General features: G+C 73.4%; 28 protein-coding genes. 8 read left to right on the top strand and 20 right to left on the bottom strand.

All coding sequences use genetic code 11. From position 1 onward, the window contains the following. Positions 1–107: 107 nt before the first annotated feature. From BLT97_RS36160 to BLT97_RS36230, 15 genes are all read right to left on the bottom strand, one after another. A complete protein-coding gene (locus BLT97_RS36160) occupies positions 108–308 on the bottom strand; it encodes a hypothetical protein (RefSeq protein ID WP_093618137.1) in 201 nt (66 codons plus the stop codon). Positions 309–359: 51 nt separating this feature from the next. Beyond that, positions 360–1,103: a RapZ C-terminal domain-containing protein gene (locus tag BLT97_RS39040; protein ID WP_342742808.1), complete on the bottom strand. Its 744-nt coding sequence runs from the start codon at positions 1,101–1,103 to the stop codon at positions 360–362. Between the two features lie 19 nt (positions 1,104–1,122). Further along, positions 1,123–1,869, bottom strand: coding sequence for an NUDIX domain-containing protein (locus BLT97_RS36170; RefSeq protein WP_093618139.1), 747 nt, complete (start codon positions 1,867–1,869; stop codon positions 1,123–1,125). Positions 1,870–1,941: 72 nt separating this feature from the next. Then, positions 1,942–2,370, bottom strand: coding sequence for a hypothetical protein (locus BLT97_RS36175; protein WP_093618141.1), 429 nt, complete (start codon positions 2,368–2,370; stop codon positions 1,942–1,944). Positions 2,371–2,441: 71 nt separating this feature from the next. After that, positions 2,442–2,840, bottom strand: coding sequence for a hypothetical protein (locus BLT97_RS36180; protein ID WP_093618143.1), 399 nt, complete (start codon positions 2,838–2,840; stop codon positions 2,442–2,444). A 68-nt stretch (positions 2,841–2,908) separates the two neighbouring features. Beyond that, positions 2,909–4,396, bottom strand: coding sequence for a hypothetical protein (locus BLT97_RS38960; protein ID WP_176954017.1), 1,488 nt, complete (start codon positions 4,394–4,396; stop codon positions 2,909–2,911). 197 nt (positions 4,397–4,593) lie between these two features. Next, positions 4,594–5,229 carry a hypothetical protein gene (locus BLT97_RS36190; RefSeq protein WP_093618145.1) on the bottom strand — a complete coding sequence of 212 codons (636 nt, stop codon included), beginning with the start codon at positions 5,227–5,229 and terminating at the stop codon, positions 4,594–4,596. Between the two features lie 12 nt (positions 5,230–5,241). Further along, positions 5,242–5,763 (bottom strand): hypothetical protein, encoded by a 522-nt coding sequence (locus tag BLT97_RS36195; protein ID WP_093618147.1) that lies wholly within the window; start codon positions 5,761–5,763, stop codon positions 5,242–5,244. Between the two features lie 226 nt (positions 5,764–5,989). Next, positions 5,990–8,215 carry an FtsK/SpoIIIE domain-containing protein gene (locus BLT97_RS36200; RefSeq protein WP_093618149.1) on the bottom strand — a complete coding sequence of 742 codons (2,226 nt, stop codon included), beginning with the start codon at positions 8,213–8,215 and terminating at the stop codon, positions 5,990–5,992. Between the two features lie 76 nt (positions 8,216–8,291). Further along, positions 8,292–8,591 (bottom strand): hypothetical protein, encoded by a 300-nt coding sequence (locus tag BLT97_RS36205; protein ID WP_093618151.1) that lies wholly within the window; start codon positions 8,589–8,591, stop codon positions 8,292–8,294. Continuing rightward, positions 8,588–8,833, bottom strand: a complete 246-nt coding sequence (locus BLT97_RS36210) for a hypothetical protein (protein WP_093618153.1) — start codon at positions 8,831–8,833, stop codon at positions 8,588–8,590. Before BLT97_RS36210 ends, BLT97_RS36205 begins: the two co-directional genes overlap by 4 nt. After that, entirely contained in the window at positions 8,830–10,104 is a 1,275-nt protein-coding gene (locus tag BLT97_RS36215) for a hypothetical protein (protein ID WP_093618155.1), read from the bottom strand. The genes BLT97_RS36210 and BLT97_RS36215 overlap by 4 nt, the downstream gene beginning before the upstream one ends. Beyond that, the gene (locus tag BLT97_RS36220; protein ID WP_093618157.1) at positions 10,101–10,394 is read right to left on the bottom strand and encodes a hypothetical protein; all 294 of its coding nucleotides are present in this window, start codon (positions 10,392–10,394) and stop codon (positions 10,101–10,103) included. The genes BLT97_RS36215 and BLT97_RS36220 overlap by 4 nt, the downstream gene beginning before the upstream one ends. Further along, positions 10,391–10,717 (bottom strand): hypothetical protein, encoded by a 327-nt coding sequence (locus tag BLT97_RS36225; RefSeq protein ID WP_143041444.1) that lies wholly within the window; start codon positions 10,715–10,717, stop codon positions 10,391–10,393. Before BLT97_RS36225 ends, BLT97_RS36220 begins: the two co-directional genes overlap by 4 nt. Continuing rightward, a complete protein-coding gene (locus BLT97_RS36230; protein WP_093618161.1) occupies positions 10,714–11,034 on the bottom strand; it encodes a hypothetical protein in 321 nt (106 codons plus the stop codon). Before BLT97_RS36230 ends, BLT97_RS36225 begins: the two co-directional genes overlap by 4 nt. A gap of 253 nt (positions 11,035–11,287) precedes the next feature. Between BLT97_RS36230 and BLT97_RS36235 the strand changes: the two genes are divergently transcribed. From BLT97_RS36235 to BLT97_RS36245, 3 genes are all read left to right on the top strand, one after another. Next, positions 11,288–12,067 carry a GntR family transcriptional regulator gene (locus BLT97_RS36235; RefSeq protein ID WP_093618163.1) on the top strand — a complete coding sequence of 260 codons (780 nt, stop codon included), beginning with the start codon at positions 11,288–11,290 and terminating at the stop codon, positions 12,065–12,067. A 26-nt stretch (positions 12,068–12,093) separates the two neighbouring features. Continuing rightward, positions 12,094–12,654, top strand: coding sequence for a UTRA domain-containing protein (locus tag BLT97_RS36240; protein ID WP_093618165.1), 561 nt, complete (start codon positions 12,094–12,096; stop codon positions 12,652–12,654). Between the two features lie 236 nt (positions 12,655–12,890). Beyond that, complete coding sequence (locus BLT97_RS36245; protein ID WP_176954018.1) at positions 12,891–13,562, top strand: hypothetical protein; 672 nt, start codon at positions 12,891–12,893, stop codon at positions 13,560–13,562. A gap of 73 nt (positions 13,563–13,635) precedes the next feature. Here the strand turns inward: BLT97_RS36245 and BLT97_RS36250 are convergent, their stop codons facing one another. From BLT97_RS36250 to BLT97_RS36270, 5 genes are read right to left on the bottom strand one after another with little or no spacing between them, the layout of a single operon-like run. After that, positions 13,636–14,010 (bottom strand): hypothetical protein, encoded by a 375-nt coding sequence (locus BLT97_RS36250; RefSeq protein WP_093618167.1) that lies wholly within the window; start codon positions 14,008–14,010, stop codon positions 13,636–13,638. 17 nt (positions 14,011–14,027) lie between these two features. After that, positions 14,028–14,303 carry a hypothetical protein gene (locus tag BLT97_RS36255; protein ID WP_093618169.1) on the bottom strand — a complete coding sequence of 92 codons (276 nt, stop codon included), beginning with the start codon at positions 14,301–14,303 and terminating at the stop codon, positions 14,028–14,030. Further along, on the bottom strand, positions 14,300–14,623 hold the full coding sequence (locus tag BLT97_RS36260) for a hypothetical protein (RefSeq protein ID WP_093618171.1): 324 nt from the start codon (positions 14,621–14,623) through the stop codon (positions 14,300–14,302). The genes BLT97_RS36255 and BLT97_RS36260 overlap by 4 nt, the downstream gene beginning before the upstream one ends. Positions 14,624–14,627: 4 nt before the next feature. Continuing rightward, positions 14,628–14,963: a hypothetical protein gene (locus BLT97_RS36265; protein WP_093618173.1), complete on the bottom strand. Its 336-nt coding sequence runs from the start codon at positions 14,961–14,963 to the stop codon at positions 14,628–14,630. A 52-nt stretch (positions 14,964–15,015) separates the two neighbouring features. After that, positions 15,016–15,369: a hypothetical protein gene (locus BLT97_RS36270; RefSeq protein ID WP_093618175.1), complete on the bottom strand. Its 354-nt coding sequence runs from the start codon at positions 15,367–15,369 to the stop codon at positions 15,016–15,018. Between the two features lie 151 nt (positions 15,370–15,520). On the opposite strand from BLT97_RS36270, the gene BLT97_RS36275 reads away from it, so the two are divergent. From BLT97_RS36275 to BLT97_RS36295, 5 genes are all read left to right on the top strand, one after another. After that, positions 15,521–15,829 carry an acyltransferase gene (locus BLT97_RS36275; protein ID WP_093618177.1) on the top strand — a complete coding sequence of 103 codons (309 nt, stop codon included), beginning with the start codon at positions 15,521–15,523 and terminating at the stop codon, positions 15,827–15,829. Positions 15,830–16,012: 183 nt separating this feature from the next. Beyond that, on the top strand, positions 16,013–16,954 hold the full coding sequence (locus BLT97_RS36280) for a hypothetical protein (RefSeq protein WP_093618179.1): 942 nt from the start codon (positions 16,013–16,015) through the stop codon (positions 16,952–16,954). 14 nt (positions 16,955–16,968) lie between these two features. Further along, complete coding sequence (gene tpg / locus BLT97_RS36285) at positions 16,969–17,520, top strand: telomere-protecting terminal protein Tpg (RefSeq protein ID WP_093618181.1); 552 nt, start codon at positions 16,969–16,971, stop codon at positions 17,518–17,520. Next, a complete protein-coding gene (gene tap / locus BLT97_RS36290) occupies positions 17,520–19,223 on the top strand; it encodes a telomere-associated protein Tap (protein ID WP_093618183.1) in 1,704 nt (567 codons plus the stop codon). The genes tpg and tap overlap by 1 nt, the downstream gene beginning before the upstream one ends. Before the next feature lie 157 nt (positions 19,224–19,380). Continuing rightward, complete coding sequence (locus BLT97_RS36295) at positions 19,381–21,684, top strand: DUF6884 domain-containing protein (protein WP_093618185.1); 2,304 nt, start codon at positions 19,381–19,383, stop codon at positions 21,682–21,684. Positions 21,685–21,726 lie beyond the last annotated feature (42 nt).

Below are 21,726 nucleotides of genomic sequence, written 5' to 3' on the forward strand. Positions count from 1 at the left end.
CCCCCCCCGCCCCCGACACGGAAGCGCCCGGCCCTCCCCAGGGCCGGGCGCTTCCGTGTGCGGTGTCAGGTCTGGCCCCCCAGGCGCTCCGGGCGGCGAGGGTGGCGTTACCTGCGGTTGCCGGTCTTCCTCAGCTCGCCCGACTCGCACAGGACGTCGGCGATCCAGAAGGCGTCAACCTTCACGGTCCACCGGCCCTCGGTGAGTGGGCCGGGCGGGACCTCGTCGAGAATCACGCCGGTCTTCCCGGCCGCGCGGCCGTCGTCTTCACACGTCACGATCAGTACCTCGTCGCGGGCCTGGTACATGCGGGGCACTCCTTGGGTGAGGCGGGTTGGCGGGGCGAGGGCGGGCGCGGTCTACCGGTTGACGACCGGCCGGTGAATGTCCCGGTGCTCGGTGCTGACGCGCAGCTCGTTGCCGTACTTGATCGCCAGGTAATTGACCATGGCGGCCGAGCGGTGCCGGCCGCCCGCGCAGCCGACGGCGACGCGGACCGTTCCGGCCGAGGGACCGGAGCGGAAGGCGGTGACGGCGGCGAGGATCGCGGCGGCGAGCTCGGGCACGCCCTCGGTGGCGAACACGGCGCGCATGACGAGTTCGTGCTCGGCGGTGAGCTCGCGCAGTTCGGGGCTGACGTGGGGATCACGGAAGTGGCGTCGCATGTCGATGACGAGGTCAGCCGCGGGGGCGTCGCCGTGCAGGTAACCGAAGCTGACGAGCTCGATCTCGGCCGGGGCGGCGCGCAGGGCGTCGGCGAGCTGGGCCTCGGCCTCGGCGAGGGCCTCCTCGGCGGCCGGTACGCCCGCTTCACCGAGGCCGCGGAACACTTCGACCTTGCGGCGGTGGTAGGCGAGGACGTCGAGCGGGTCGACCGGTGCGGGTTCCTTACCGACGTAAGCGGCGAGCTCCTCGCGGACGGCCTCGTACTCCTCGCGGTGCGTGCCCTCGGCCGCCAGGGCGGTTAGGTCGGCGTGCCGCTTGCACACGTCGTCGTACGCGCCGCGCAGGGCCGAGGCGACGCGCAGCCGGTCGGACTCCCGCTGAAGGTCGGCAAGGCCGCGGAACAGGTCGAGGGTGCCGGCGGTGGTGGCGTCGGTCATGACGTCTCCGTTTCTAGGGCTAGTGGTTGAGGTGTTCGAGAGCGCGCAGCAACAACGGACGGTGCGCGGCGTAGAGGGTTCGACCGGCCGCGGTGACCGCCGTTTCGAGCTGGGCGAGGGAACCGAACGGGAACCAACCCGCGTCCGCGGCGTCGTCCCCGGCGGTGGCGGTGACCTGTTCGGGCAGGCGATAAAGCGCGCTGGTAGACGCGACCCAGGCGTGATCGGTGTTGCGCCAGTCGGCGACGATCTGACGCCCGAGGATGACGGGACGCTGGTCCGACAGGTCGATGCCGGTTTCCTCGCGCAGCTCGCGCACCAGGGCGGCCGGGGCTGTCTCGCCCGGGTCGACCATGCCGCCGGGGATGGCCGCGACTCCAATGTCATCGCGGGTGATCAGCAGTACCGACCGGTGCGCGCCGGTTCCGGCGATCACGATGGGGTCGGCGGCCTGGTTCTCGCCCCACTTGCCGAGGTTGCGGCCTGTGCGCCCGGTGCGCCCGTGCGGGTGCAGCGGCCACCCGCGCTCGTCGAGCGTGAAGGGAACGAGGGCGGCGGCCTGCCGCTGGGCCCAGTCGCGTACGTGGTCCGGCGTGGGGTGTCCCTCGGCCCAGGCGGGTACGTGCGCGGCCAGTTCCAGGGGGCGCAGCTCGGGCGGCGTGATCTCGACCGGCGCGTACTCGGGCCAGATCACCGACCAGTGGCGCCGGTCCTCGGGCACGGTCACGCCGGGGTGGTCGACCGGGGCGTACGAGGTCGCTTCCATGTTTCTCCTGTCGGGTCATCCCCACCGGGCGGCGATGCCGCCCGGTGGGAGGGTCGGACGGGCGAGGGCGGGTCAGTCGCGGACGGCGACGTACGCGGCGAAGCCCTCGACGAGGTGGTGTGTCGCCTGGTCCAGCAGGTACGCGCCGCCGAGGGGGCCGCCGAGCTCGTAGAACGCGGCCTTCCCGGTGGCCTCGGCCGCCTTGCGGACCGGCCAGCGGCGGTCAATCAGGTAGTGCGTGCTCGCGGACAGGGCGAGCGCGGCGGCCATGCTGCGGGGGCGCAGGCCAAGGCCGAGGACGCGGTTCCCGACGAGGAGCGCGGCGGCCTGCGTGGCGGCGTACGAGGCGACGTGTCCCGCGAGGGCCTTGTGTCCCTCGGCGCCGGGCTTGGCCTTGTGCTGCGCCTGGTGGTCGCTCTGTACCCAGTGGTCGGCGACGTCGGCGGCGACGCGCAGGAGGGCGTACACGGCAGGGAAGGCGGCGGCGCGGTTGGCGGTCATGTCGACTGGTTCCTCTCGGTTCGGTGCGGGCCGGGGGCCTCGGGCGAGGCCCCCGGCGGGGTGCCGGCGGGTCAGCTGTGGGTGCAGCCGTGGGCGCGCGGGTCGGCGAGGTGGGTCTCGAACGCGGCGGCGTCGAACGGCGTCCACTCCCGGGCCGTGATCTGGCGTCCGCAGTCCTCGCAGGACCAGGAGCGCGGCCCGTGGACGCGGCCGTACGCCTGCCTGTAGGCGCGCTCGGTGGCGTTGGTGAGGGTGTTGTCGACGGCCGACAGGGCAAGGACGGCGACGAGGACGAGGTACGCGAGGCGGGCGGGCCCGTTGGCGTTGAGCTGCGGCTCGACGGCCCACGCGGCGGCGACCGCGGCGAGCGGCGGGACGGCCACGCGGACGAGGCCGAGGATCAGGAGGCGGAGACGGGCGGTCCCGAGCGGGATCGTGTGGACGACGTTGTTTCGGGTCTCGGTGTTCACTGCGGTGGTTCCTCTCTGGGGGTCGGGCCGGGCCCCGGTGATTCACCCAGCGGGGCCGGTACTGCGGGTCAGTCGCGGGTGCCGGCCTCCCACCGGTCGAAGCCGCGTTCGCGGACGTGGGTCCACTCCTGCCGGGCGCCGATGAGCTGCTCGGCCCACTCCATGGCGGCCTCGATGTCCGCGTTCGAGTCGTCCGGCCGGAAGGTCTCGTGACAGTCGCTCAGGTACTCGCCGGACTCCTTGTCGCCCTTGAGCTCCCAGCCGTGAACGTCCACGTCGACCCAGCCGGGTTCGAGGGTGAAGCGCGGGAACGGACGGGGCGTGGGGGCCGGGGCCGGGGGCGCCGTGACGAGCTCTCGGAGGCTGGTCACCCGACCGGCGGGGCGGCCGGTCCCGGCGGCCCGGTGGACTCGCAGGGCGGCGCCCTCGGGGGCGTCCGGCAGGGCGTAGACCCGGCCGCCGTCGAGGATGGCGAGGAGGCGGGCGCCGTGGCGCTCGCACCCGTCGGCCCCGGCGTTGGAGGAGTCGAGCACGGTCACGGCCGGGGCGCCGTCGCAGGGGGCCGGGTCGGTGGGCAGGGCGGCGGGGCACCGGCCGGTGATCGGGCCGAGCTGATCGGCGTCGATGGACCCGCCCGAGCGGCCGAGGAGCTCGACGTCCGCGGCGGCCTTGCCGTTGGGGCGGCGGTAGACCGACTGAACGACGCCGTACACGGTCTCTCCGTTGCGGGGGTTGGTCCACTCGACGGCGGCGCCGGGCCGCATGTGCTCGCCGTGCTCGGCGGCGATCTCGTCCTCGGTCTTGCGCAGCTCGGCGGCGAGGCGGTGCTCGTAGGCGGCCTGTCGGACGGCGCGCTCCTCGTCGGCGGCGGCCTCGGCGGCGGTGACGGCGGCCGGGGGGCGGGGGCCGGTCTGCTCGGCGCAGTCCTCGCAGTGCGGGACCTCGTCGCCCCACGGGCGCAGGCCGTGGCCCATGACGGGCCAGGGGCGGGCGCCGTGCTGGGCGAGGAGGTCGAGGAGCTCGGCGGCGCCGCGGCGTCGGGTGGCGCGGGTGTTGGGGTGCTCCTCGGACTCCTCGACGAGGTCCGCCAGGAGCGCGGCGACGTCGGCCAGGTGGCCGAGGAGCCAGCGCGGGGCGGTGGGTCGTCCGTTGGCGACGTGGTGCCAGACCTGCCGGTACGGGGCGCTGTCGGCGTCGGCGTGGGTCTCGGCGAGCTCGGCCTCGTAGGCGGCGCGGAAGCGCTCGGGGAGCGGGAGGAGGACCTCCTCCTCGGCGGCCGGGGTCTCCTCGACGGCCGGGACCTCGACGCCGAGGGCCTCGTACCCGGCGGGGGTGAGGGTCCAGACGGTGACGTCGTACTCGACGCGCTCGGCACCCACGGTGCGGGTGTTCGTGCCGATCTTGACGGCCTCGACCAGGCCGAGCGAGTGGAGCCGGTTCTCGGTGTTGCCGTGGATCTTGAGGAAACCGGTCTCGCCGCGCAGCCATGCGACGACCTGACGGGGGTTGTCGAGGATCAGGCGGAGGGCCTTGGTCTGGGCGTCGGTGAGGTTCAAGGGGGTCTCTCCTTCGGTGTCTTGCGGTGGGTCAACCTTGGCACGAGTTGCATCTCAAGTACAAGTCCAACTGTGAGTTGACTTGAAAGTGCCACCTTTGGCCGAGCGGCTCCTCGGCCCCGTTCCCGCAGGTCCCGGACACGACGGCGCCCCCGAGGCCGATTCACCCGGCCCCGGGGGCGCCCTGTTTCCTTCGCTCAGCTCTCGGCGTCGTCGTCCCCGGCGCCGTCGTCCCCGGCGCGCATCTTGCGTTCGTGCCGGCGCTCGCCGTACGCCCCGGCCTCGCGGATGCCGTCGCGGGCGACGCCGATCCCCTCGCGGCCGAGGCTCGCGGCCGACTCGACGGCCGAGGCCCCGGCGGTGGCGATCTGCCCGGCGGACGTCGCCACGGCGGCGAGGGCGCCGAACGCGGCCGTCATCGCGCCGCCCGTGGCCCGACCGGCGGGCTTGGGCGGCCCGGCCTTGGCGGCCTTCCCGTTCTTGGCGTCGGCGGCTGCGGCGGCGCGGGCGGCCGTCGAGTTGGCCGCGGCGGCGCCGACGGCGGCGAGGATGCCCTCGACCTTGGTCCCGTCCGTGAGGGTGAGGCGGAAGCGGCCGGGCTTGCCCTGGGCGAGGATGCCGAGGTTCGCCGCGGTGAGCTGCTCGACGGGAAAGAAGCACTGCGCACGGCGCCCGCCGTCCTCGCCGCGGTGCTTCTGTCCGCACGTCGCGGTGACGGTCTTCCCGTTCGCCATGAGGGTGAGCTCGCGGGGGGTGTCGCGCTCACCGCGGCCGGGGCACCGCAGGGTGTCGGTTCCGATCTTGAGGGGTCCACGGACCTTGATCGCGGTCATGGGTGGGGCTCCTTACTTCTTGGCGATGGCGGTTGCGGTTGCGGTGGCCGTGGCCTTGGCGAACAGGCCCCGGGCGGTGGCGGTGCTGGTGGCGGTGGCGGTGACGTCGCCCCCGCCGGCACGCCGCTTGACGACGACGACGAACAGGCCCAGGACGAGCGCCAGGACGAGCGCGAACTTGGCCAGGAGGACGAGCGAGGCGACGAGGGCGGCGAGGCCCTCGGCGAACAGGCCGAGGGCATAGGCGCCGAGGACCGAGGACCCGGAGAGGGACAGGGCCAGGAGCGCCGTCGTCTTGGCCCAGGCGGGGACGGGCGCGGCCTGGGGGGTCTCGGGGGCGGCGGCCGGGCCGGTGGGCTCCATCTTGGAGACGAGGAGCCAGACCCGGGCGCCGTTGGGGGTGACGGCCTCGACGGCGCCCGGGATGGGCACCGGGGACAGGTACGGGAGGGTCGTCGCCGGTACGGCCGTCTCGACGGGCTCGGGGCGGTAGAGGACCGGCTCGGCGGGGGCGGTGCGGGCGGTGACGTCCATCGGGTCTCGACTCCTTGTGCGCGGGGTTTCGGGGTGTCGGGGCGGTGTCCTGGGGGGTGGCTTTGCCCCTGTTTGTGCAGGTCTGGGCGGTGTCTAGGGGGGTGTCGGGCCCCTGGGCGGGGTGTCCGCTGGGGACACCCCGGCCGGGGGGCCGACACGTCCGGGACACGTCCCCACCTGCGGTTTTGTGGTGGGGACACCTTCCCGGACACGTCGGTTCGTCCCGTTATGCACCGAGTACGAGCGTCAGGTCCGTGCGGCGGAATCCGCGGCCCTCGGTGCCCGCGAGGGTGCGCACCTTGACGCGGTCGAGGCTGCGGCCCGATCCGTCGAGGGCCTCCTCGATCTCGCGGCCGAGGCGGGCGCCGACGCGGCTCGACCACTGCTTGTCGCTCTCGCCGTCGCGCTGGCCCCAGTCGGCCGCCGGGTCCTGCTGGTGCAGGAGCCGGGCGATATCGGTGCTGCCGAGCTCCTCGACCCCGGCCTCGTCGAACGCGGCCCGCATCTGGGCGAGGATGCCGGACACCGTCAGGAGGCCCGACGCGGCGTAGCCGGTGAGGGTGCCGGCCTCGATGCGCAGGGCCCGGCCGCGGGCACAGATGACCTCGAACTCCTGCGGGGTGATCAGGTCGACTTGGAGCTTCTCGGAACCGGCCTCCTCGGCGAGGATGCCGACGCCGATCCGGCCCAGTCCGGCCGCGGTGTGCCCGCGCTTGGCCTGTCCGTCGCCGAGGATCATGTCGGACGACGTGTCGTCCACGGTGTGCACGCTGTACCGCTTGAGGATGACGTCGCGGAAGTCGGTCGGAACGCTCTTGGCGCTCGGGCGCTGCGCGGCGGCCACGATGATGAGGCCGCAGGCCCGGCCGCGCCGGATGAGGCGGGCGAGCTTCTCGACGAGGGCGGCGAACTCCTTCAACCCGTCCTTACGGGCCAGGACCACGCCGAACGCCTCTTGAATCTCGTCGATCAGGAACATGAGGACGGGCATTCCGTGCGCCTCGGCCATGGCGGGCGTCAGGCGCATGTCGGGGCGCTCGGCCTTGGGCATCCGCCGAATCTTGGCAAAGCGGGTGTCCATTTCTTCGATCAGCTCGTCGACGAGCTCAATGAATTCGTCGACGCTCGCGGGGTCGGCACCGATGATCACGCGGTGCGCGATGTTTTCGAGCTCCTCCCAGTCCGCGCCGCCCTTGAAGTCGGCGAGGAGCATCCGGCACTGAGGGTCGAGGGCGCCCGCGGCGGCCGGCACCCGCATTGCCGAGGTCTTGCCGTAACCCTGCGCGCCACCGAACAGCATGGACGACCACAGGAGTTGGAGCGTCTTCCGCAGGCCCTTGCGGTTCGAGCCGAAGGGGACTCCGTCCCAGATGGACCAGCGGTCGGCGTCGACCAGGGGCGACACCGGGGCGTCTTCGGAGAACGGCACGGTCGCCGCCACCCAGAGGATGACGTCGTTCGGGGTCTCCCCCTGCGTCAGGTCGATGCGCTCAAGCGACAGGCCCAGGGCCCCGGCGAACGCCTCGGCCTTGTTCTTGATGGCCTTGCAGACCAGACCGGCCGGGGTCTTGAACGCGACGGTCGTGTTCCCGAGGTCGTCCCGGGTGGCGAGGCCCACGGGCTTGATCGTCTGCTCGGCCGTCAGGAGCTTGATGTCCCGCAGGGCGTTGGTGATCCGCTCGTCAGTCACCGGGCCGTCGTGGTCGGCGGCGGCGGTGCTGTCGAGGAACGCGAACGTCCCGTCGGGCGCCCGGCGGGCGAGCTCGCGGTGTCCGAGGACGTACAGGAGGCCGAAAAGCGGGATCAGGGCCGGGGCGGTGAGGATCAGGCCCCAGGTCTCCCCCAGGGCGATGACGGCCGCGGCGTAGGAGGTGCAGCCGGTGAGGGCGTAGACGGTGACCGGCTCGCGGCGCCGGGCCTTGGCCTCCTTGCGCCGGTCGGCCCGCAGGTCGGCGATGTGCTCGGCACCGGCCTTGGCGCGGCGGACCTTGTCGGCGAGCTCGCCGTACTCGGTGGCGAACAGGTACGACCAGGCGTCCCGCGCCCCGACGCGGGCGCCGATGGCGCTCGTCCGGATGAACCGCCACAGGTAGACGGGGCTGCGGGTGGCGTGGAAGGCGGCCGAGTTGAGCCACACCGCGCGGCGCTGTCGCCACACGCCCGCGTCGAGGAACGTCTCGGGGATGATCGGGCGCAGGCCGAGGGATGCGCGCTCGTCCTCGTCGAGCTCCTCCTCGTCGAGCTGCTCGAAGGTACCGGCCTCGGCCTCCTCCTCGTCGACCTTGTCCAGTCGCACCGTGCCGGTGAACACGTCGGCGACGCCGTTCTCGGTCCGCTGCACGGCGGTCCGGGAGAGCTCGCCGAGGCGGAGGAGGGTCTCGGGGTCCTGGAAGGCGGCGAGGTCGACGAGCTGCGCCTCGCGCTCGCCGTGCTCGGTCTCGGTGGTGCTCATGTGGGTGGTTCCTTCCTCAAGTACGGGGGCCGTCGGCCCGGCCGCCGGGGGGTGGGCGGCCGGGCCCGGTGGCGGTTCAGTGGGCCGCGTGCTCGCGGGCGAGGGCGTCGAGGGCGAGGTGAAGGCGGGCGCGGGCGGTGTCGGAACCGCAACCGACGGCCGTCCCCCAGGTGAGGGACTCGCGGGCGGCCTCGGCGGCGTCCCACGCCCTCACCCCGTGGTCGGTGGTCGGGGGGTGTGCCTCGAATTCGAGGTAGACGAGGCCGAGCTCGGCGGCGCACCGTCCGAGCTGGGGGTGACGGTCGGCGGCGTGCTGGTCCGCCTGGGCGGCGAGCTCGCGGGCGATCTTCCGGTAGACGCTCTCGGGGGCGGTCACTTCTTGCCCTCCTTCTTGGTGGAGGTCTCGGCGGCCTTGGCCTTCTTGGTGGCCGCGCGGACCGCCGACGCCTTGGCCGCGGACCGGATCAGCGCCGGGCCGAACAGGACGAGGGCGAAGATCACGGCGCCGATGGCGGCCGACCACGTCCACCCGGTCTCGGGCGAGAGGGTGATCGTCGGGTAGATGCCGGCGGGGGCCGCGAGGATCAGGAGCCGAGGCGGGGTGAACGAGGCGCTCATCGGTTCTTCCTCTCGGCCTTGACGGCGTCACGGAGCTGCATCGCGTAGCGGGTGTTTCCGCCCCCGATGGCCATGCGGACGTTGCTCACGGAGAGGTCTTCGGCACCCCCGGGGAGGACGTCCGCGAGGGAGCGGACGCGTTCGAGGTGGGCCTCGTCGAGGGGCTTGTTCGGGACCTTCGGAGCGGTCCGTCCGGTGAGGCGGCCGATTGCCTGCTTCCCTTTGCGCCCAAGGGTTTTAGCGGTTCGGCCGCCCTTGCTCGGACCCCCGTTCGGGCCCTTCCCGGAGCGGCGCGCGGCCGGGCCGTCGTCGCCCCCGTCGCTGCCGAACACGTCGCCGAGGAGCTGCTCGACCATGAGGGTTTCGACCCCCACGCCGTGGGCTGCGGCGAGTGCCTTGTCTGCCTCGCCTCGGTGCGCGATGACACCGGCCGTGACGGCGAGCTCGGCGCCGTGCGTGTCCTGCCACGCGTCCGCCCACGCCTTTTCGCGGTCGACGCTGCCGTACGGGTGCGCGGTCAGAATGTCGGTGTAGCGGGCGTACACGGCGGGGAACCGACGGCGGCGCTTGCGGTCGTGCCGGCGGCGGCGCCGGGCCTCCTTGCGCTGGGCCTTGGTGCGGGTGCCCTTGGTGCCGTGGCGGCCCCACCCTCGGACCTCCCAGAAGAACACCCCGGCGTACGAGGCGGCGGCGAGGACCCAGGCGAGCCACCCGCCGGACGGGCCGGGCGCGTGCGAGTAGTTGATGACGGCGGCGAAGGTGGCGCACGCCCACATGACCACCCGGAAGCGGCCGACGGGACGACCCTCGCGCTTGGCGCGCTCGCCGCTCACGGTGGCGACCCAGGCCCCGGCCTCCAGCATCACGGCCAGGCACAGGCTGATGATCCCGGGGAGGTCTTCCCCGTTGAGGGCGCGGAGCTGGAAGTACAGGGCCGGGACGATGCCGCACGCCATGACGACCAGGGCGCCGACGGTGTCACCCTCCTTGCCGAGCTTGGCGAACAGCTCGGCGCGGGCCTTCTTCCGCTCCGTCTTCCTGCGGGCCTTCTCGCGCTTGCGCTCGGCGCGGACTCGACGGGCCTCCTCCTGCCGGGCCTCCTCGTCCTTGCGCTGCTGCTCGGCGCGGGCCTCGTCCCGGATGCGGTCGGCCTCGGCCTGGGCGAGGGCCGCCGTACGGGTGGCCTCGGCCTCGGCGAGCCGGTCGCGGCGGTCTTCCTCGCGCTCGGCCTTCCGGTCGAGGCGGCGCTCCTCGCGGTACGACGTACTCACTTGGCGGTCTCCTTACGGGTGCCCCGGCGGACAAGGGGGCAAATGGGGCAGTGGGGGAAGGGGCGGCCGACTCGGTCGGCGCGGATGCCCTCGGCGGCGAGGAGCGTCCCGACGGCGGCGGCGGTGATGGCCTGTCCGGTGTGTCCGGCGATCACCGAGACGACGAACCAGTCAGCGGCCAGGAAGAGGACCAGGGCCGACGTGGCGATGTGGTGGATGGCGGCGGCGAGTCCGGCGGCCGAGACGACGAGGGCGCGGCCGAGGGTGCGGCCGACGGCGGCGGCGGTCATCGGGCGGTGCGGGGGGTCGGGATCGACGGGAGCGGGGCCCGGACCGGCTCGGCCGGGGGTGCCGGCGGGGCGGTGCGGGGGTGGGGGATCGTCGCGGCCACGCGGACGGCGAGGCGGGCGAGGACGGCGGCCCCGGCGAGGAACGCGGCGGCCTTGACTCCGGTCACCAGGGCGGTGAGGAGGGTCACGACGAGCGGGGCGGCGAGCTGGGCCAGGGCCGCGAGGACGAGGACCAGGACCAGGAGGGCGGCGGGGTGCAGCCGGTCGGCGGAGCCGAGGAGCGCGCGGGCGGCGCGGGCGGTGGTGCGGCGGGTGATCGTCACGCGGCCCACCCCCCGGCGAAGTCGTCGGCCTCGTAACCCTGGGCGTCGTCCTCGCGCTCGATCTCCTCGACGATTCCGGCGATCAGGTCGAGGGAGTCGCCGCGGGGGATGAGGCCCGAGTCGGCCATGTCGACCAGCGCGTACAGGCGGGCGAGCTCGTCGAGGTCGTCCTCGTCGCCACCGATGGGGCCGAGGACGAGGTCGACGTCGAGGCCCAGCTCGGCGGAGAGGTCGAGGCGGGTCGGGGCGTTTCCGTTGGCGGAATCGGCCGCGCCGATTCGCAGGTGAAGCACGCTTTCGGGCATGGTGGTGCGCACGCGGAATCACTCCTCTGTCTGTCAGGGGAGTCCGCCGAGCGGCCCCGGTAGGCGTGGACAAGACGCCCCGGGGCCGCGCCCTTTCGAGCGTGGCGGACCACAGCAACTCAGGCCCCAGGGCCCTCGTTGGTGCCGTTCGATCGGCACGACATGAGTGAAGCATCGAATGGAATCCATTGCAATAGTCTTGGATTCCATTCATGCTTGTGTCGGTAGCAAGCGCCACGGAATGGCTTCCAGATAAGGTGACCGCATGACAGAGGACGAGCCGCGCCGAGCGACGTTTCGCGCAGTCGCCGACGAGGTGCGCAAGAGCATCCAGCGGGGCACATACGCCCCGGGTGCCAAGCTCCCCACCGAGGGGGAGCTCGCCGACCAGCTCGGCACGAATCGGGGGACCGCCGCACAGGCATTGCGCCTGCTCGCCTCCGAGGGACTGATCAACAAGAGCCGCCGGGGCATGTTCGTGCACCGGATCGTGAACAAGATCGTTCGGGACTCGACGTCGCGCTACGTCCGGGCCCGCCGCGAGGAGGGGCAGGCCCGGGGCGCGTTCGAGGCCGAGATCCGCGGCCTCGGGATGACCCCCTCCTCGATCACCACCACCCAGCACACCCAGCCGCCGGCATGGGTGGCGGACCTCCTCGGGGTAGACGGGAACGATGTGTCGACCCTGGCCCGAGTCCGGCGGATGCTCGCCGACGACGTACCCGTTCAGCTCGCAACGTCGTACCTCCCCCTCGCCATCGCCGAGGGGACCAGGCTCGAAGAGATCGACACGGGGCCGGGCGGGTCGAAATCGCGTCTCGCCGAGCTCGGGCACGCACAGGCCACCATCACGGAGGAGATCGACGTCCGGCCTCCTACCGGCGAGGAGGTCGAGGCCCTCGACATGCGCGAGGACCAGCGCGTTTACGAGATCGCCCATATCGGGCGCACCGAGGACGGCCGCGCGGTCGAGGTGACCGTTCACGTACTGCCCACCCACCTGTGGCGCCTGTCCTACTCCTGGCCGCTCGGCCCCACGCACTGACCACCCCACCGGAAGGGATCACGCACATGGCACAGAACACCATCGGCGCGAACGGCGGCATCCTGCGGGACGCCCGCAGCCGGTACCGCACGGAGAACCGCGAGTCGGGCGGCGCGCACGGCGCGTACGAGAGCGAGACCCGCCGCGGCGGCGGGGCGCCCCGCGCCGAGGTGACGGTGAACCGCGCCGAGGCCCCGGCCGACGTCGCCGAGCTGCTCGGCACCGAGGGACCGGTCGTCGTCCGCGCCCGGCGCATGTTCGACGGTGAGCGCCTGGTCCAGCTCGCCGACACCTGGATTCCGGTCGACGTCGCCGAGGCCGCCGGCATCGAACAGGTCGACACCGGGGCGGGCGGGATCATCTCCCGGATGCGCGAGGCCGGTTACGACCAGGGCGCCGAGGCCGTCGAGGACGTCGACCAGCGGCCCGCCACGGCGGACCAGGCCGAGGCGCTCGGGGTCGACGAGGGCGAGCTCCTCCTCACCGTGACGCACGTCGGCCGGACCGCCGAGGGCCGGGTCGTCGAGGTCACCCGGCACACCCTCGGCCGCGGCTGGACCCTGCGCTACGCCGCACCGCTGGACTGATCACCGAACCGCCCGCAGGACGAGCGCCCGGCCCCGGAAGGGGGCCGGGCGCTCTTGCGTTCCCGGCCGCCGCGCCCGCCGTCCGAACGGGTGGATTTTCCCTCGCGTACGCGGGCGAAGCCTGACGGAGTGTGACCAACTCGCCCCATTTCAGGGGCTCTTGACGTTTTAGTGCCGTTCTGTCACGTTTCCATCCCGCCCACTCCGGGCGCACCGAGAGAGAGGTCGATCACCCCATGGCGCGACTCACCGAGTACGACGAGAGGCAGGCCGCCGGACGGCTCCGCGTGGCCATCACGGCGTTCCGCTGGGCCGTTCACGCGGGCATCGTGCCCCGGGCGGACGCTTCCAAATGGACGTGGTCCCGGGCGGCGGTCGAGGCGATGGACCGGGACGCCGTCGCGGCGGGACTGCCCGGCGACCCGCTGTCCGGCCGACAGGCCGCGGACCGTATCGCCGAGGCCCTCGGTACGCCGAACGTTCCCGGGGAACCCACGGTCGTGACGGCGTTCGTGGTGCGCCGCTTCATGGCGGCCGGGCTGCTGACGGAGTTGTCCGGCAACCCCGACGGTTCCCTCGTCCACCCGTCCCAGGTGGCCGAGGTCTGCACCCGCGCGGACCTCGCCGAGCTCGTCGCGGCGAACGCGCCTCTCGGCCCGGACCAGGCCGCCGCCCGCCTCGGCGTGCGCCGTACGGACTGGGACCACATGGTTCGCCTCGGGTGGGTCACCCCGGCCGAGTGGCGGGAAGTGCAGTTCGGGACCAGCCGGGCCGGGGCGGTCGACGTGCCTCTCTACCGCGCGGCCGAGGTCGACGCCCTTCCGGCCGCTCACCCCGAGGTCGATTGGTCCGCGCTGCGCGCCGTCGGGAAGGGGCGCCGCTCTCCGCTCGCCATGCTGGGGAGGTAGTCCTCGCGGCGGTACGGCGAAGGCCCCACGCTTCCGAGCGTGGGGCCTTCGCCGTGGTGCCGGCGCCTGCGGGTCAGTCGTCGTCGGGCGCGCTCCCGACCCATGCGACGGGCTGTCCCTCGGCCGTGGTCCCCCAGTGCGGTGCGGTCGATTCGTGGCCGGTGTCGAGTACGCAGATGCGCCCCCACCGGCCATGTTTCCCGGGGCACGTCCGGGTGAGCGCGTCGAGGTCGGCCTCGCGTACGGCTCGGTCCTGGTAGGGCTGGAAGCGGGGCCGCAGCTCCTCGCCGAGGAGGGCCTCGGCCCGCTCGATCTCCTCCCCCAGGCGCCGAACTTCCGGGTCGGCCATCACGGCGGCGAGGGCGGTCTCGGCCTCCCACCGTGCGCGCCGCCGGGCGTGCTCCTCGACGGCCGCCGCGACCCGGGCCGTGGTCGAGCTCTCCCCCATCGGTCCCCCTGCCGGCATCACGGGCCCGACACGATGGCGACGATCAGAACCTCGCGTCGCGCCTCGTCGACCCGGTACAGGACGCTGGTCCACGCCATCCGGCCGCCGACGGTGAGTAGTGCGGTGTAGAGGCCGCCGACCCGGTCCGGGTACAGCTCGCCGCAGGTGTACGGCGAGGCGGCGACCCGCTTCTCGAACCCGAGGACGGCGGCCCGTTCCTCGGCCGTGGCCGTGGCCAGTCCGGCGCGGCCGGTCTCGCTGTAGGCGACGGCCCACGGAGTGCCCTCGGTCACCGGCCCGCCTCCTGGTGGCCGTCGGCGCCGAGGATCTCCTCGGACGTGAAGCGCGGGGCGGCCGGGTCGGTCGAGGCGGCGACGGCGGCGAGGATCTCGGGCCGGGTCCGCATGACGAGGCGGTGCCGCCACGCGCGGACGAGGGCGGCGTACTCCTCGGGGTCGTCGAGGTCGAGCTCGCCGAGCTGGGCCTCGAACTCCTCGCGGTCCGCCGCCGAGGCCGCGGTGAGGGCGGCCCGCAGTTGCGTGACGGTGCGCGGGCCGCCGCCCTGCTGTGTGCGGAACGGGTTGGTCGGTTCCTCTGCGGGGAGGGCACTCACGGGGTCACTCCTTGGGGGACTCGGCGCCCGCGGGGCGGGTGCGGATGATGGTCTGTCCGTGGCCGTCGTCGCTCTCCTCGTACGGGATGCCGGCGGCGTCGAGCTGGGCCAGGGTGACGGCGGCGGCCCTCGTCTTCCCCGTCCTTGAATGGCCGACGAACAGGGCGGCGAGCGTGTCAGGCGAGAACCGGCTCACGGCGATGATCTCCTCGGCGAGGCTGCGGGCCTCCGGGGTAAGGAGGGCGGCGGCCTCGTCGTACACCGGGACGAGCGGGAGCTCGGCGCGCGAGGGGGCGGGGAGCAACTCGCTTGCCTGCGGGTCGGGTTCGGGCTGGTCCATGGGAGTCCTTCCGGGCGTCAGGCTGTGGCGTCCTTGGCGGCCCACTCGATCATCACGCGGCGGCGGCGCCGCTCCTGCGCGTACGTCGCGCGGGCTTGCCCCCCTCCCCCTCCCTCGTCTTCCGGGTTCGGGCGGGCTTGCTCTCCTTCTCGGCCTTGGCGGCCTCGCGCTCCTCGGCGGCGCGGTCGAGCCACCCGGGCTCTTTCTCCTCGATCAGGGTCCGGAGGTACTGCGAGGCGATGCCGGCCTCGCGGGCGACGGCGGAGACGTGGCCGTACGCGGTCGACGTCATGGCCTCCTCGACGGCCGCCTTCAACAAGGCGGCCTTGTGCTCCTTGGCCTGGGCCTCGGACGCCTCGGACTTCTCTCGCAGCTTGGCGATTGCGCTCTTGGGGGTGTTGGTCATGCCCCGAGGATGACACGAACACAGATCGACTACAAGCAAGACTTGTAGTCGAGGTGAAACCGTGGAAGAGTGACCATCGGTTGGGCCGGAACCGGCGGCCCCCGCTAGCTGTCGTTATGAGTCCAGCTCACAAAAAGTGAGGTCACAGCATATGGGGAAGTTCGCAGCCGCTTTGAGCACCAGCGAGCGCACGCTCCGGATCACGGTCGCGGCCCTGATGCGCGCCTGCGGCGAGAATCAGACGTCGCTCGCCGCGGGCCTGCGGATCACTCAGGGGCAGGTCTCGCGCAAGCAGACCGGCGCCGCCGCCTGGTCCCTCGGCGACATCGACCGTCTGTCCGCGCACTACGGCATTCCGGTGCCGGACCTCCTGTGCGGCCCCACGCACGCCGTGGAAAAGCTCTCCCCCCGGCGCCTCGCCGCCGTGGTCGGCGGGTCTCAGGAGGTCATCACGGTGTGACCTCGCGCAGGCTCCGCGCCTGCCGCTCGAACTTGCTCCACACATGCGAAAAGCCCCGTCGGGGTCATAGGAGGTGGCACTCCTACCCGTCTGAGGCTTCCGCTGGACCCTGCTCTAGGTCTGTGGCGGAGTCTACCCGCGCACCCCCGGGTGAGACACCGCAGCGGACGGAAAGGCCAATTAGTGGCACCCCACCGCGATATCAGTCCCGACGACTGCCCCAGTTGCCACAAGGTTTACGGGGCCCTGGAAGAACACCACACAGCCGACCCCGAGACGTGGCTCACGACCGAGGCCCTCGGTCGGATCGTCGGCCTCAAGAAGCGCGCCACGCAGGACCACTTGGCGCACCTGTTCGCACACTCCCGCATCGACGCCAACCGGCGCACACCGCTGGGCGGCGGGATCGGTCAGCCGCTCTTGCCGGGGGCCCAGGAGTGGGCGGCGAACGTGGTTGCGCCGGACCCCACCTGTGCGAAATGTCTCGTCGCCCTCGCCGCCATCGGGTGGGAGGGACAGGTCCACATGGAGGAGCTCGCCAAGATCGCGGGTGTGAGCCTGCGGACCATCGAGCGCCACCGGCCGCACCTTGTGCGCGCGGACCTCGTCGCCTTCCGCCCGGTGCCGATCCGGGAGAACGGGAAGAACCTCGGCCGCCGCCCGGACCGCTTCACCCTGTTGAGCGGGTTCACGGCCCCGCGCCTGGAAGGGGCGGCCCTGGAAGCGGTGCCGGCACTCGCCGCGTCCATCATCGACCGCGTCCGCTGGTTCGTCGGCGTCACCGACGAGGAGCGCGCCCTCGCCGCCAAGTCCGTTGCCTGGTGCCTGCGGAACGGGTGGCCCGAGGAGGCCCTCCTCCGCGCCCTCGACGCGACGGAGAACCGGCAGGCGTACCGGCCGAACGGCTACCTGGACAAGCTCCTCCGCAAGCTCCCGGCCCAGTACGTCATCCCGGCCCGGCAGATGGTCACCCAGCGGACGGCGCCGCGCAGGCTCGATTGCGCGATTTGCGACACCCCGTTCAAGACGACCATGCCCGGCCATGTGCTGTGCGGCGGTGCTGTCTGCCTGCGGCCGGAACTGGCCGTGATTCCTCCGTCCGCCACCGTCTACAAGCTCGCCTGAGAGGAGCCGTGTCCATGGGAAAGCTGGTCGACGCAATGCGAGCGCGGTTCCAGACGCGCAACGCCCCCAAGACCGCGAGGGGCCAGTTCAACGCCCTGATGCGCAAGGAGAAGGGCAACACGGCGAAGGTGGCCGAGCGCCTCGGCGTCTCCCGCCGGACGGTGCAGCGGTACGTCAAGGGCGAGCGGAAGATCGCCAACTCGAAGCCCGAGATCCTCGACCGCTTGCAGAAGGAGGCCGCCAAGGACCACCAGCCGCGCGTTACGGCGCGGGCGCAGAAGGAGGCCCAGCAGCGCGGTATGACCATCGAGACGCGGGCCCGGTTCGGGTTCACCGCGGACGCGGGAAGCACCGATGACCCGCGGATGCGCCGCCTCACCGAGGAGGTGCCCGACCACCTGATTCCGCAGGTGTTCGACGCCCTGCGGGCGGGGGACGAGGACGAGTTGAACCGGCTCCTCGGGCAGGGGCTCGCCGAGGAGTATTTCCGCACCCCCGGCACGGACGCCGAGCGCCTCGACGTCGAGTTCACCGACATTGACTATGTGGAACTGGACCTTCGCTGATGACTGAGAAGACCTACCCCGCTCCCCTCCTGGTCCTCGACGCGAAGGACGGGAAGCTCCTCGCCCACGGCACGGACGTGCAACTCGTGGACGTGCCGGCGGACGTCGTCGACCTGGCGACGGCCGCCGAGTGGGCCGTCGCGTACGGCCTGGGCGCCGGTCCCCTGTCGCAGTACGGCGAGGCGTCCGGCCCGCTCCTGGTCCTCTCCGAGGGTGCGGTCGAGGCCCTCGGCCTGCCTGCCCGGCTCGACGACCGCAAGCGGCTGCGCGTGTCCGACGATCACCCGGCGGTCAAGGCCGTGGAAGAGGGCGGGTGGAAGCTCTCCCGCGCGGGCCTCGCGCCCTGGTCCTTCCTGTACCGGGACCGCGTCGAGGTTCACGTCGCCACGGTCCCGTGGGGCGCGTTCGCCGATCACCTCCGGTGGGGCGGGATTGAGGACGTCGCCGCCGACCCGGCCGCCCTCGCGTACGTCCTCGGCCAGTACGCCGAGCGCGTGATCACGCCGAGCGGCTCGACGGCCGCTTGCAGCCTCGCCCTGATGACCGCCCTTCGGCCGCCGACCCGGCTCGTCCGGGACCGGGGCACCGGGCGGCCCCACCGGGTGGCGGTCGAGGGCTCGCTCTCCGTGCCGGTCGACCCGGCCCCGCCCGAGGCGCCGGACGAGCACCCGCTCGCCAAGGACCGCACCCGGGACGAGGCCAAGGACCCCGCGCACGTCCTCGCCGAGGAGGCCCTCGCGTGGCACCGGGAGCCGACCGAGGCCGAGGCCGCCGCGCCGTACGTCGTCGGCCTCGACGTGAACACGGCGTTTCTCGCGGCGGCCAACCGCTTGACGGTGGGGATCGGTGAGGCGGTCTACACCGACGGGCCGCGGTTCGACAAGAAGGTTCCGGGGTGCTGGCTCGTCGACCTGTCCGGCGCCGAGCTGCGCACGAAGGATCTCGTCACGAAGGAGTGGAAGACGCTCCCGGCCGAGTTCCCGAGTCCGTTCACCCCGGACGGAAAGGCGCCGACGGGCCCGGCCTGGTACGCGACGCCGACCCTGGCGTACGCGGTCGAGCTGGGGATCGAGGTCCGGCCCATCGCGGCGTGGCTGCGGCCCGAGGCGGGCGGGTACCTCGACCTGTGGCACAACCGGCTGAGGGACGCCTACATGGACACCCTCGCCGATCTGGGCATCACGGCCGACATGGACGAGGAGGCTTTCCTCGCCGCCATGGCCACGGTTAAGGAGCGCGACCCCGAGGCCGTCGCCCTCCTGTCTGCGATCAAGCAGACGGCGAAGGGCGGAATCGGCAAGCTGCGGGAGAGGCCGCAGGGCAAGCGCGAGGGGCGAAACGCGCCGTGGCCGGCACTGCGGCGCCCGACGTGGCGGCCGGACATTCGCGCCGCCGTGATCAGCGCGGCGCGGGTCGGCGCCCACCGGAAGATGGTCAAGACGTGGAACGCGCTCGGATTGGTCCCGCTCGCCGTCCTGTCTGACTGCGTGATCTACCCCTCGGCGTACCCGACGGCCCGTGCGGTCGTGCCGCGCAAGCCGGACGGGACGCCGCTCCCGGGCGGGTTCCGCCTCGGCCCGAACCCGGGCTACTGCAAGGAGGAGGGCGTCCGGCCGATGGAGTGGTTCCGAGAGACGGTGGCCAAGGGCGCGAACCCCGCGCGGTTCATCAAGGAGGGCCGGGACGCGGGCCGCGAGGAGTAGGGCGGACCGCGTACGGCAGGGGCGGGCCCGGTGGTGACCGGGCCCGCCCCTTTCACGTGTCCAACTTGCATCACAACTGTGAGTTTCACTTGTAGTTGTAGTGCAACTGTGGGAGGGTGTCCGGAGATCAGCACCCCGAACACAGGAGCCGCGCCGAATGCCTGCCGAGTACGCCACCCGGACCCGGATCGCCGTCGACCGTGGCCGCGCCGAGGCCGCCGTCGAGTTCCCCCCGGCCGCGGGGAAGGGCAAGGCCCGCGCCGCCGCCGCCCGCCGTCTCGCGGTGGTCTACCGGGTAGAGGCCCGCCACCCGTACAGGACGCTGCACTACAACCCGGCCAGCCCCGACGCGCCCGCGCCGACGCCCGACGAGCTGCGCCTCGACGTGTCCGGCGACCCCGAGCGCGTCGCCCGCTACCTGTCCGCCGTCCCGCGCTACCTCGCCCGCGTCGAGGCCGTCACCACCAAGGCCGTCCGCGTCTACGGCCGGTGGGCCCGCAGCGTGGCCGGTGAGGAGGCCCTCGAATACACCGATGCCGGCGGGGCCCGCGCGTACGCCCGGCGGTTCCGCGCCGACGCGTTCGCCGCCGTCGCCGACTTCCTCGGGATCTCCGCGCTTCCCCGGTACGTCGACCCGGCCGCCCCGATGTGGGACCAGGCCGCGCGCATCGCGTGGGACGTCGTCAAGGCCGAGGGCCCGGTGTCCCTGTACGCCATGCACGACGAGGCCGAGGCCGAGGAGCTCCTCGCCGCCGCGGACCGCACCCCGGACCCGGCCGCCGAGGCGTTCGAGCGCGAGCTCGCCGAGCTGCGCGCCGCCGAGCGTCGCCGCAGTGCCCGCCTGTTCGCCGCCCTCGACGGCGAGGAGTTCCCGGCCGACGAGGCGCCGGTCGAGGAGGCCGCGGCCGAGGACGTCGTCGAGGACCAGGAGGACGAGGCGCTCCCCGCCGTCGAGCTCACTCCGGTGCAGCGCCGTTGGCTGCACACGGCCGCCGCGCACCCCGAGGGCTTCCTCCCCGCGTCCGTGAACCTGCGGACCGCCCGCTCCCTGGGGGCGGCGGGGCTCGTCCAGTGGACGCGCCCCCAGGGCCGCACGGTGCCCGTGGCCGAGGCAGTGTGGAAGCTCGACGCGGGAGAGGTCCGGATCACGGCGGCGGGCCGTCGCCGGGCGGCGGCCGAGGAGCGCGAGCGCGTCGTGATCGTGGCGTGCGGGGGTCGGAAGGCCGTGTATGCCGACGGTGTCCGCAAGGGCGAGCCGGTGATCGGTGAGCGGGCCGGGGCGCTTTACGTGGGGAGCTACCACCGGGCGATGCGCCGGGCGGCCGACGCCCTCACCCAGGGCGGCCGGTCGGGGCGGGTACTGATCCTGTCGGCCAAGTACGGGCTTGTCGAGCTCGACCGGCACCTCTTGAACTATGACCTCAAGGCCGGTGACCCGGGCACGGTCGACGGCGAGACGCTGCGCCGGCAGGCGCACGAGCTCGGGATCTCCGGGGCGGCCGTGACGGTGCTCGGCGGCCGGGCGTACGTCGAGCTCGCCGGGGAGGTCTGGGACGAGTTCGCCGCGCCGCTCGCAGGCACGCGGGGGATCGGCGAGCAACTCGCCCGGCTCGCCGCCATCTACGACCCGGCCCGCGCCGCCGTCGAGGCTGCGGCCGAGGACGTCGTCGAGGACCAGGACCAGGAGGACGAGGCGCTCCTCGACTCCCCCGCCGCCCCGGCGCGGCCGGTCGAGCTCGCCCCCGCCGCCGGGCCGCGGCGGCGGTCGCACCCCCTGTCGCGTCCCCTGTCGTCGGCCCGCCTGTCGTCCGGTGTGACCTGCGCCGACGCCCCCGTTCCCCCGGCCCTTCGGGCGGCGCGACAGGGGAGGAGGCACGGGGGCGGCGGGGCCTGTCCCTCGAACCGGTGGACCGCCGCGCGGCGCGACGTGCGGGGCCCCGGCATCGGGCACGGTGAGCGGGTGCACCGTCCCGTGATCGCTCTCGCCGTCGCCGCTCTCGCCGTCCTGGCCACCGGGTGCGTGTCCGTCTCCTCGACGGACGACAAGGCGCCCGGCCCGCGCGCCCGGCCCGTCCTGTCCTCCGCCCCCAGTCCGGCAAGCGTCACCCAGGCCCCCGCCCGCGAGGCCCTCACCCGGACCGGCTCCGATCCGTCCCCGTCGCCCTCCTCGGCCGTGCCGCGCCCTCGCTCGACGCCGTCCGTCGCGCGGGCCCCCCGCTCGGCGGTGCCCGCCCCGGCGGGCCGCCCTGCCCTACCCCCGCAGGGTCACCGGGTCCGGCCGCCGGCACCGCCGCGCCGAGCGGTCCGGCCGCCGAGCTCGCGGCCGAAGCACCGCCCCGCGCGGCCGAAGCACCGGGCGCCCGCCGCGCCGAGCTACTCCATGCGCGACGTGTGCAGGGCGGCCCAGGGCGTCACCGAGCCGGGCCTCGTCTCGCTGTGCCGTAGCACGTACGGGGGATAGCGTCCGCGCTGAGCGGCCCCGCCGCGCCGCGAGAGCGAAAAG

Source organism: Streptomyces indicus (assembly GCF_900100315.1).
Taxonomy (GTDB): Bacteria; Actinomycetota; Actinomycetes; order Streptomycetales; family Streptomycetaceae; genus Streptomyces; species Streptomyces indicus.

What these genes read in the sequence shown, in the direction of transcription:
- BLT97_RS36160 (WP_093618137.1), bottom strand. Translation starts at nt 308, where the DNA reads ATGTACCAGGCCCGCGACGAGGTACTGATCGTGACGTGTGAAGACGAC.
- BLT97_RS39040 (WP_342742808.1), bottom strand. Translation starts at nt 1,103, where the DNA reads ATGACCGACGCCACCACCGCCGGCACCCTCGACCTGTTCCGCGGCCTT.
- BLT97_RS36170 (WP_093618139.1), bottom strand. Translation starts at nt 1,869, where the DNA reads ATGGAAGCGACCTCGTACGCCCCGGTCGACCACCCCGGCGTGACCGTG.
- BLT97_RS36175 (WP_093618141.1), bottom strand. Translation starts at nt 2,370, where the DNA reads ATGACCGCCAACCGCGCCGCCGCCTTCCCTGCCGTGTACGCCCTCCTG.
- BLT97_RS36190 (WP_093618145.1), bottom strand. Translation starts at nt 5,229, where the DNA reads ATGACCGCGATCAAGGTCCGTGGACCCCTCAAGATCGGAACCGACACC.
- BLT97_RS36195 (WP_093618147.1), bottom strand. Translation starts at nt 5,763, where the DNA reads ATGGACGTCACCGCCCGCACCGCCCCCGCCGAGCCGGTCCTCTACCGC.
- BLT97_RS36200 (WP_093618149.1), bottom strand. Translation starts at nt 8,215, where the DNA reads ATGAGCACCACCGAGACCGAGCACGGCGAGCGCGAGGCGCAGCTCGTC.
- BLT97_RS36210 (WP_093618153.1), bottom strand. Translation starts at nt 8,833, where the DNA reads ATGAGCGCCTCGTTCACCCCGCCTCGGCTCCTGATCCTCGCGGCCCCC.
- BLT97_RS36220 (WP_093618157.1), bottom strand. Translation starts at nt 10,394, where the DNA reads ATGACCGCCGCCGCCGTCGGCCGCACCCTCGGCCGCGCCCTCGTCGTC.
- BLT97_RS36235 (WP_093618163.1), top strand. Translation starts at nt 11,288, where the DNA reads ATGACAGAGGACGAGCCGCGCCGAGCGACGTTTCGCGCAGTCGCCGAC.
- BLT97_RS36240 (WP_093618165.1), top strand. Translation starts at nt 12,094, where the DNA reads ATGGCACAGAACACCATCGGCGCGAACGGCGGCATCCTGCGGGACGCC.
- BLT97_RS36245 (WP_176954018.1), top strand. Translation starts at nt 12,891, where the DNA reads ATGGCGCGACTCACCGAGTACGACGAGAGGCAGGCCGCCGGACGGCTC.
- BLT97_RS36250 (WP_093618167.1), bottom strand. Translation starts at nt 14,010, where the DNA reads ATGGGGGAGAGCTCGACCACGGCCCGGGTCGCGGCGGCCGTCGAGGAG.
- BLT97_RS36265 (WP_093618173.1), bottom strand. Translation starts at nt 14,963, where the DNA reads ATGGACCAGCCCGAACCCGACCCGCAGGCAAGCGAGTTGCTCCCCGCC.
- BLT97_RS36270 (WP_093618175.1), bottom strand. Translation starts at nt 15,369, where the DNA reads ATGACCAACACCCCCAAGAGCGCAATCGCCAAGCTGCGAGAGAAGTCC.
- BLT97_RS36275 (WP_093618177.1), top strand. Translation starts at nt 15,521, where the DNA reads ATGGGGAAGTTCGCAGCCGCTTTGAGCACCAGCGAGCGCACGCTCCGG.
- tpg (WP_093618181.1), top strand. Translation starts at nt 16,969, where the DNA reads ATGGGAAAGCTGGTCGACGCAATGCGAGCGCGGTTCCAGACGCGCAAC.
- tap (WP_093618183.1), top strand. Translation starts at nt 17,520, where the DNA reads ATGACTGAGAAGACCTACCCCGCTCCCCTCCTGGTCCTCGACGCGAAG.
- BLT97_RS36295 (WP_093618185.1), top strand. Translation starts at nt 19,381, where the DNA reads ATGCCTGCCGAGTACGCCACCCGGACCCGGATCGCCGTCGACCGTGGC.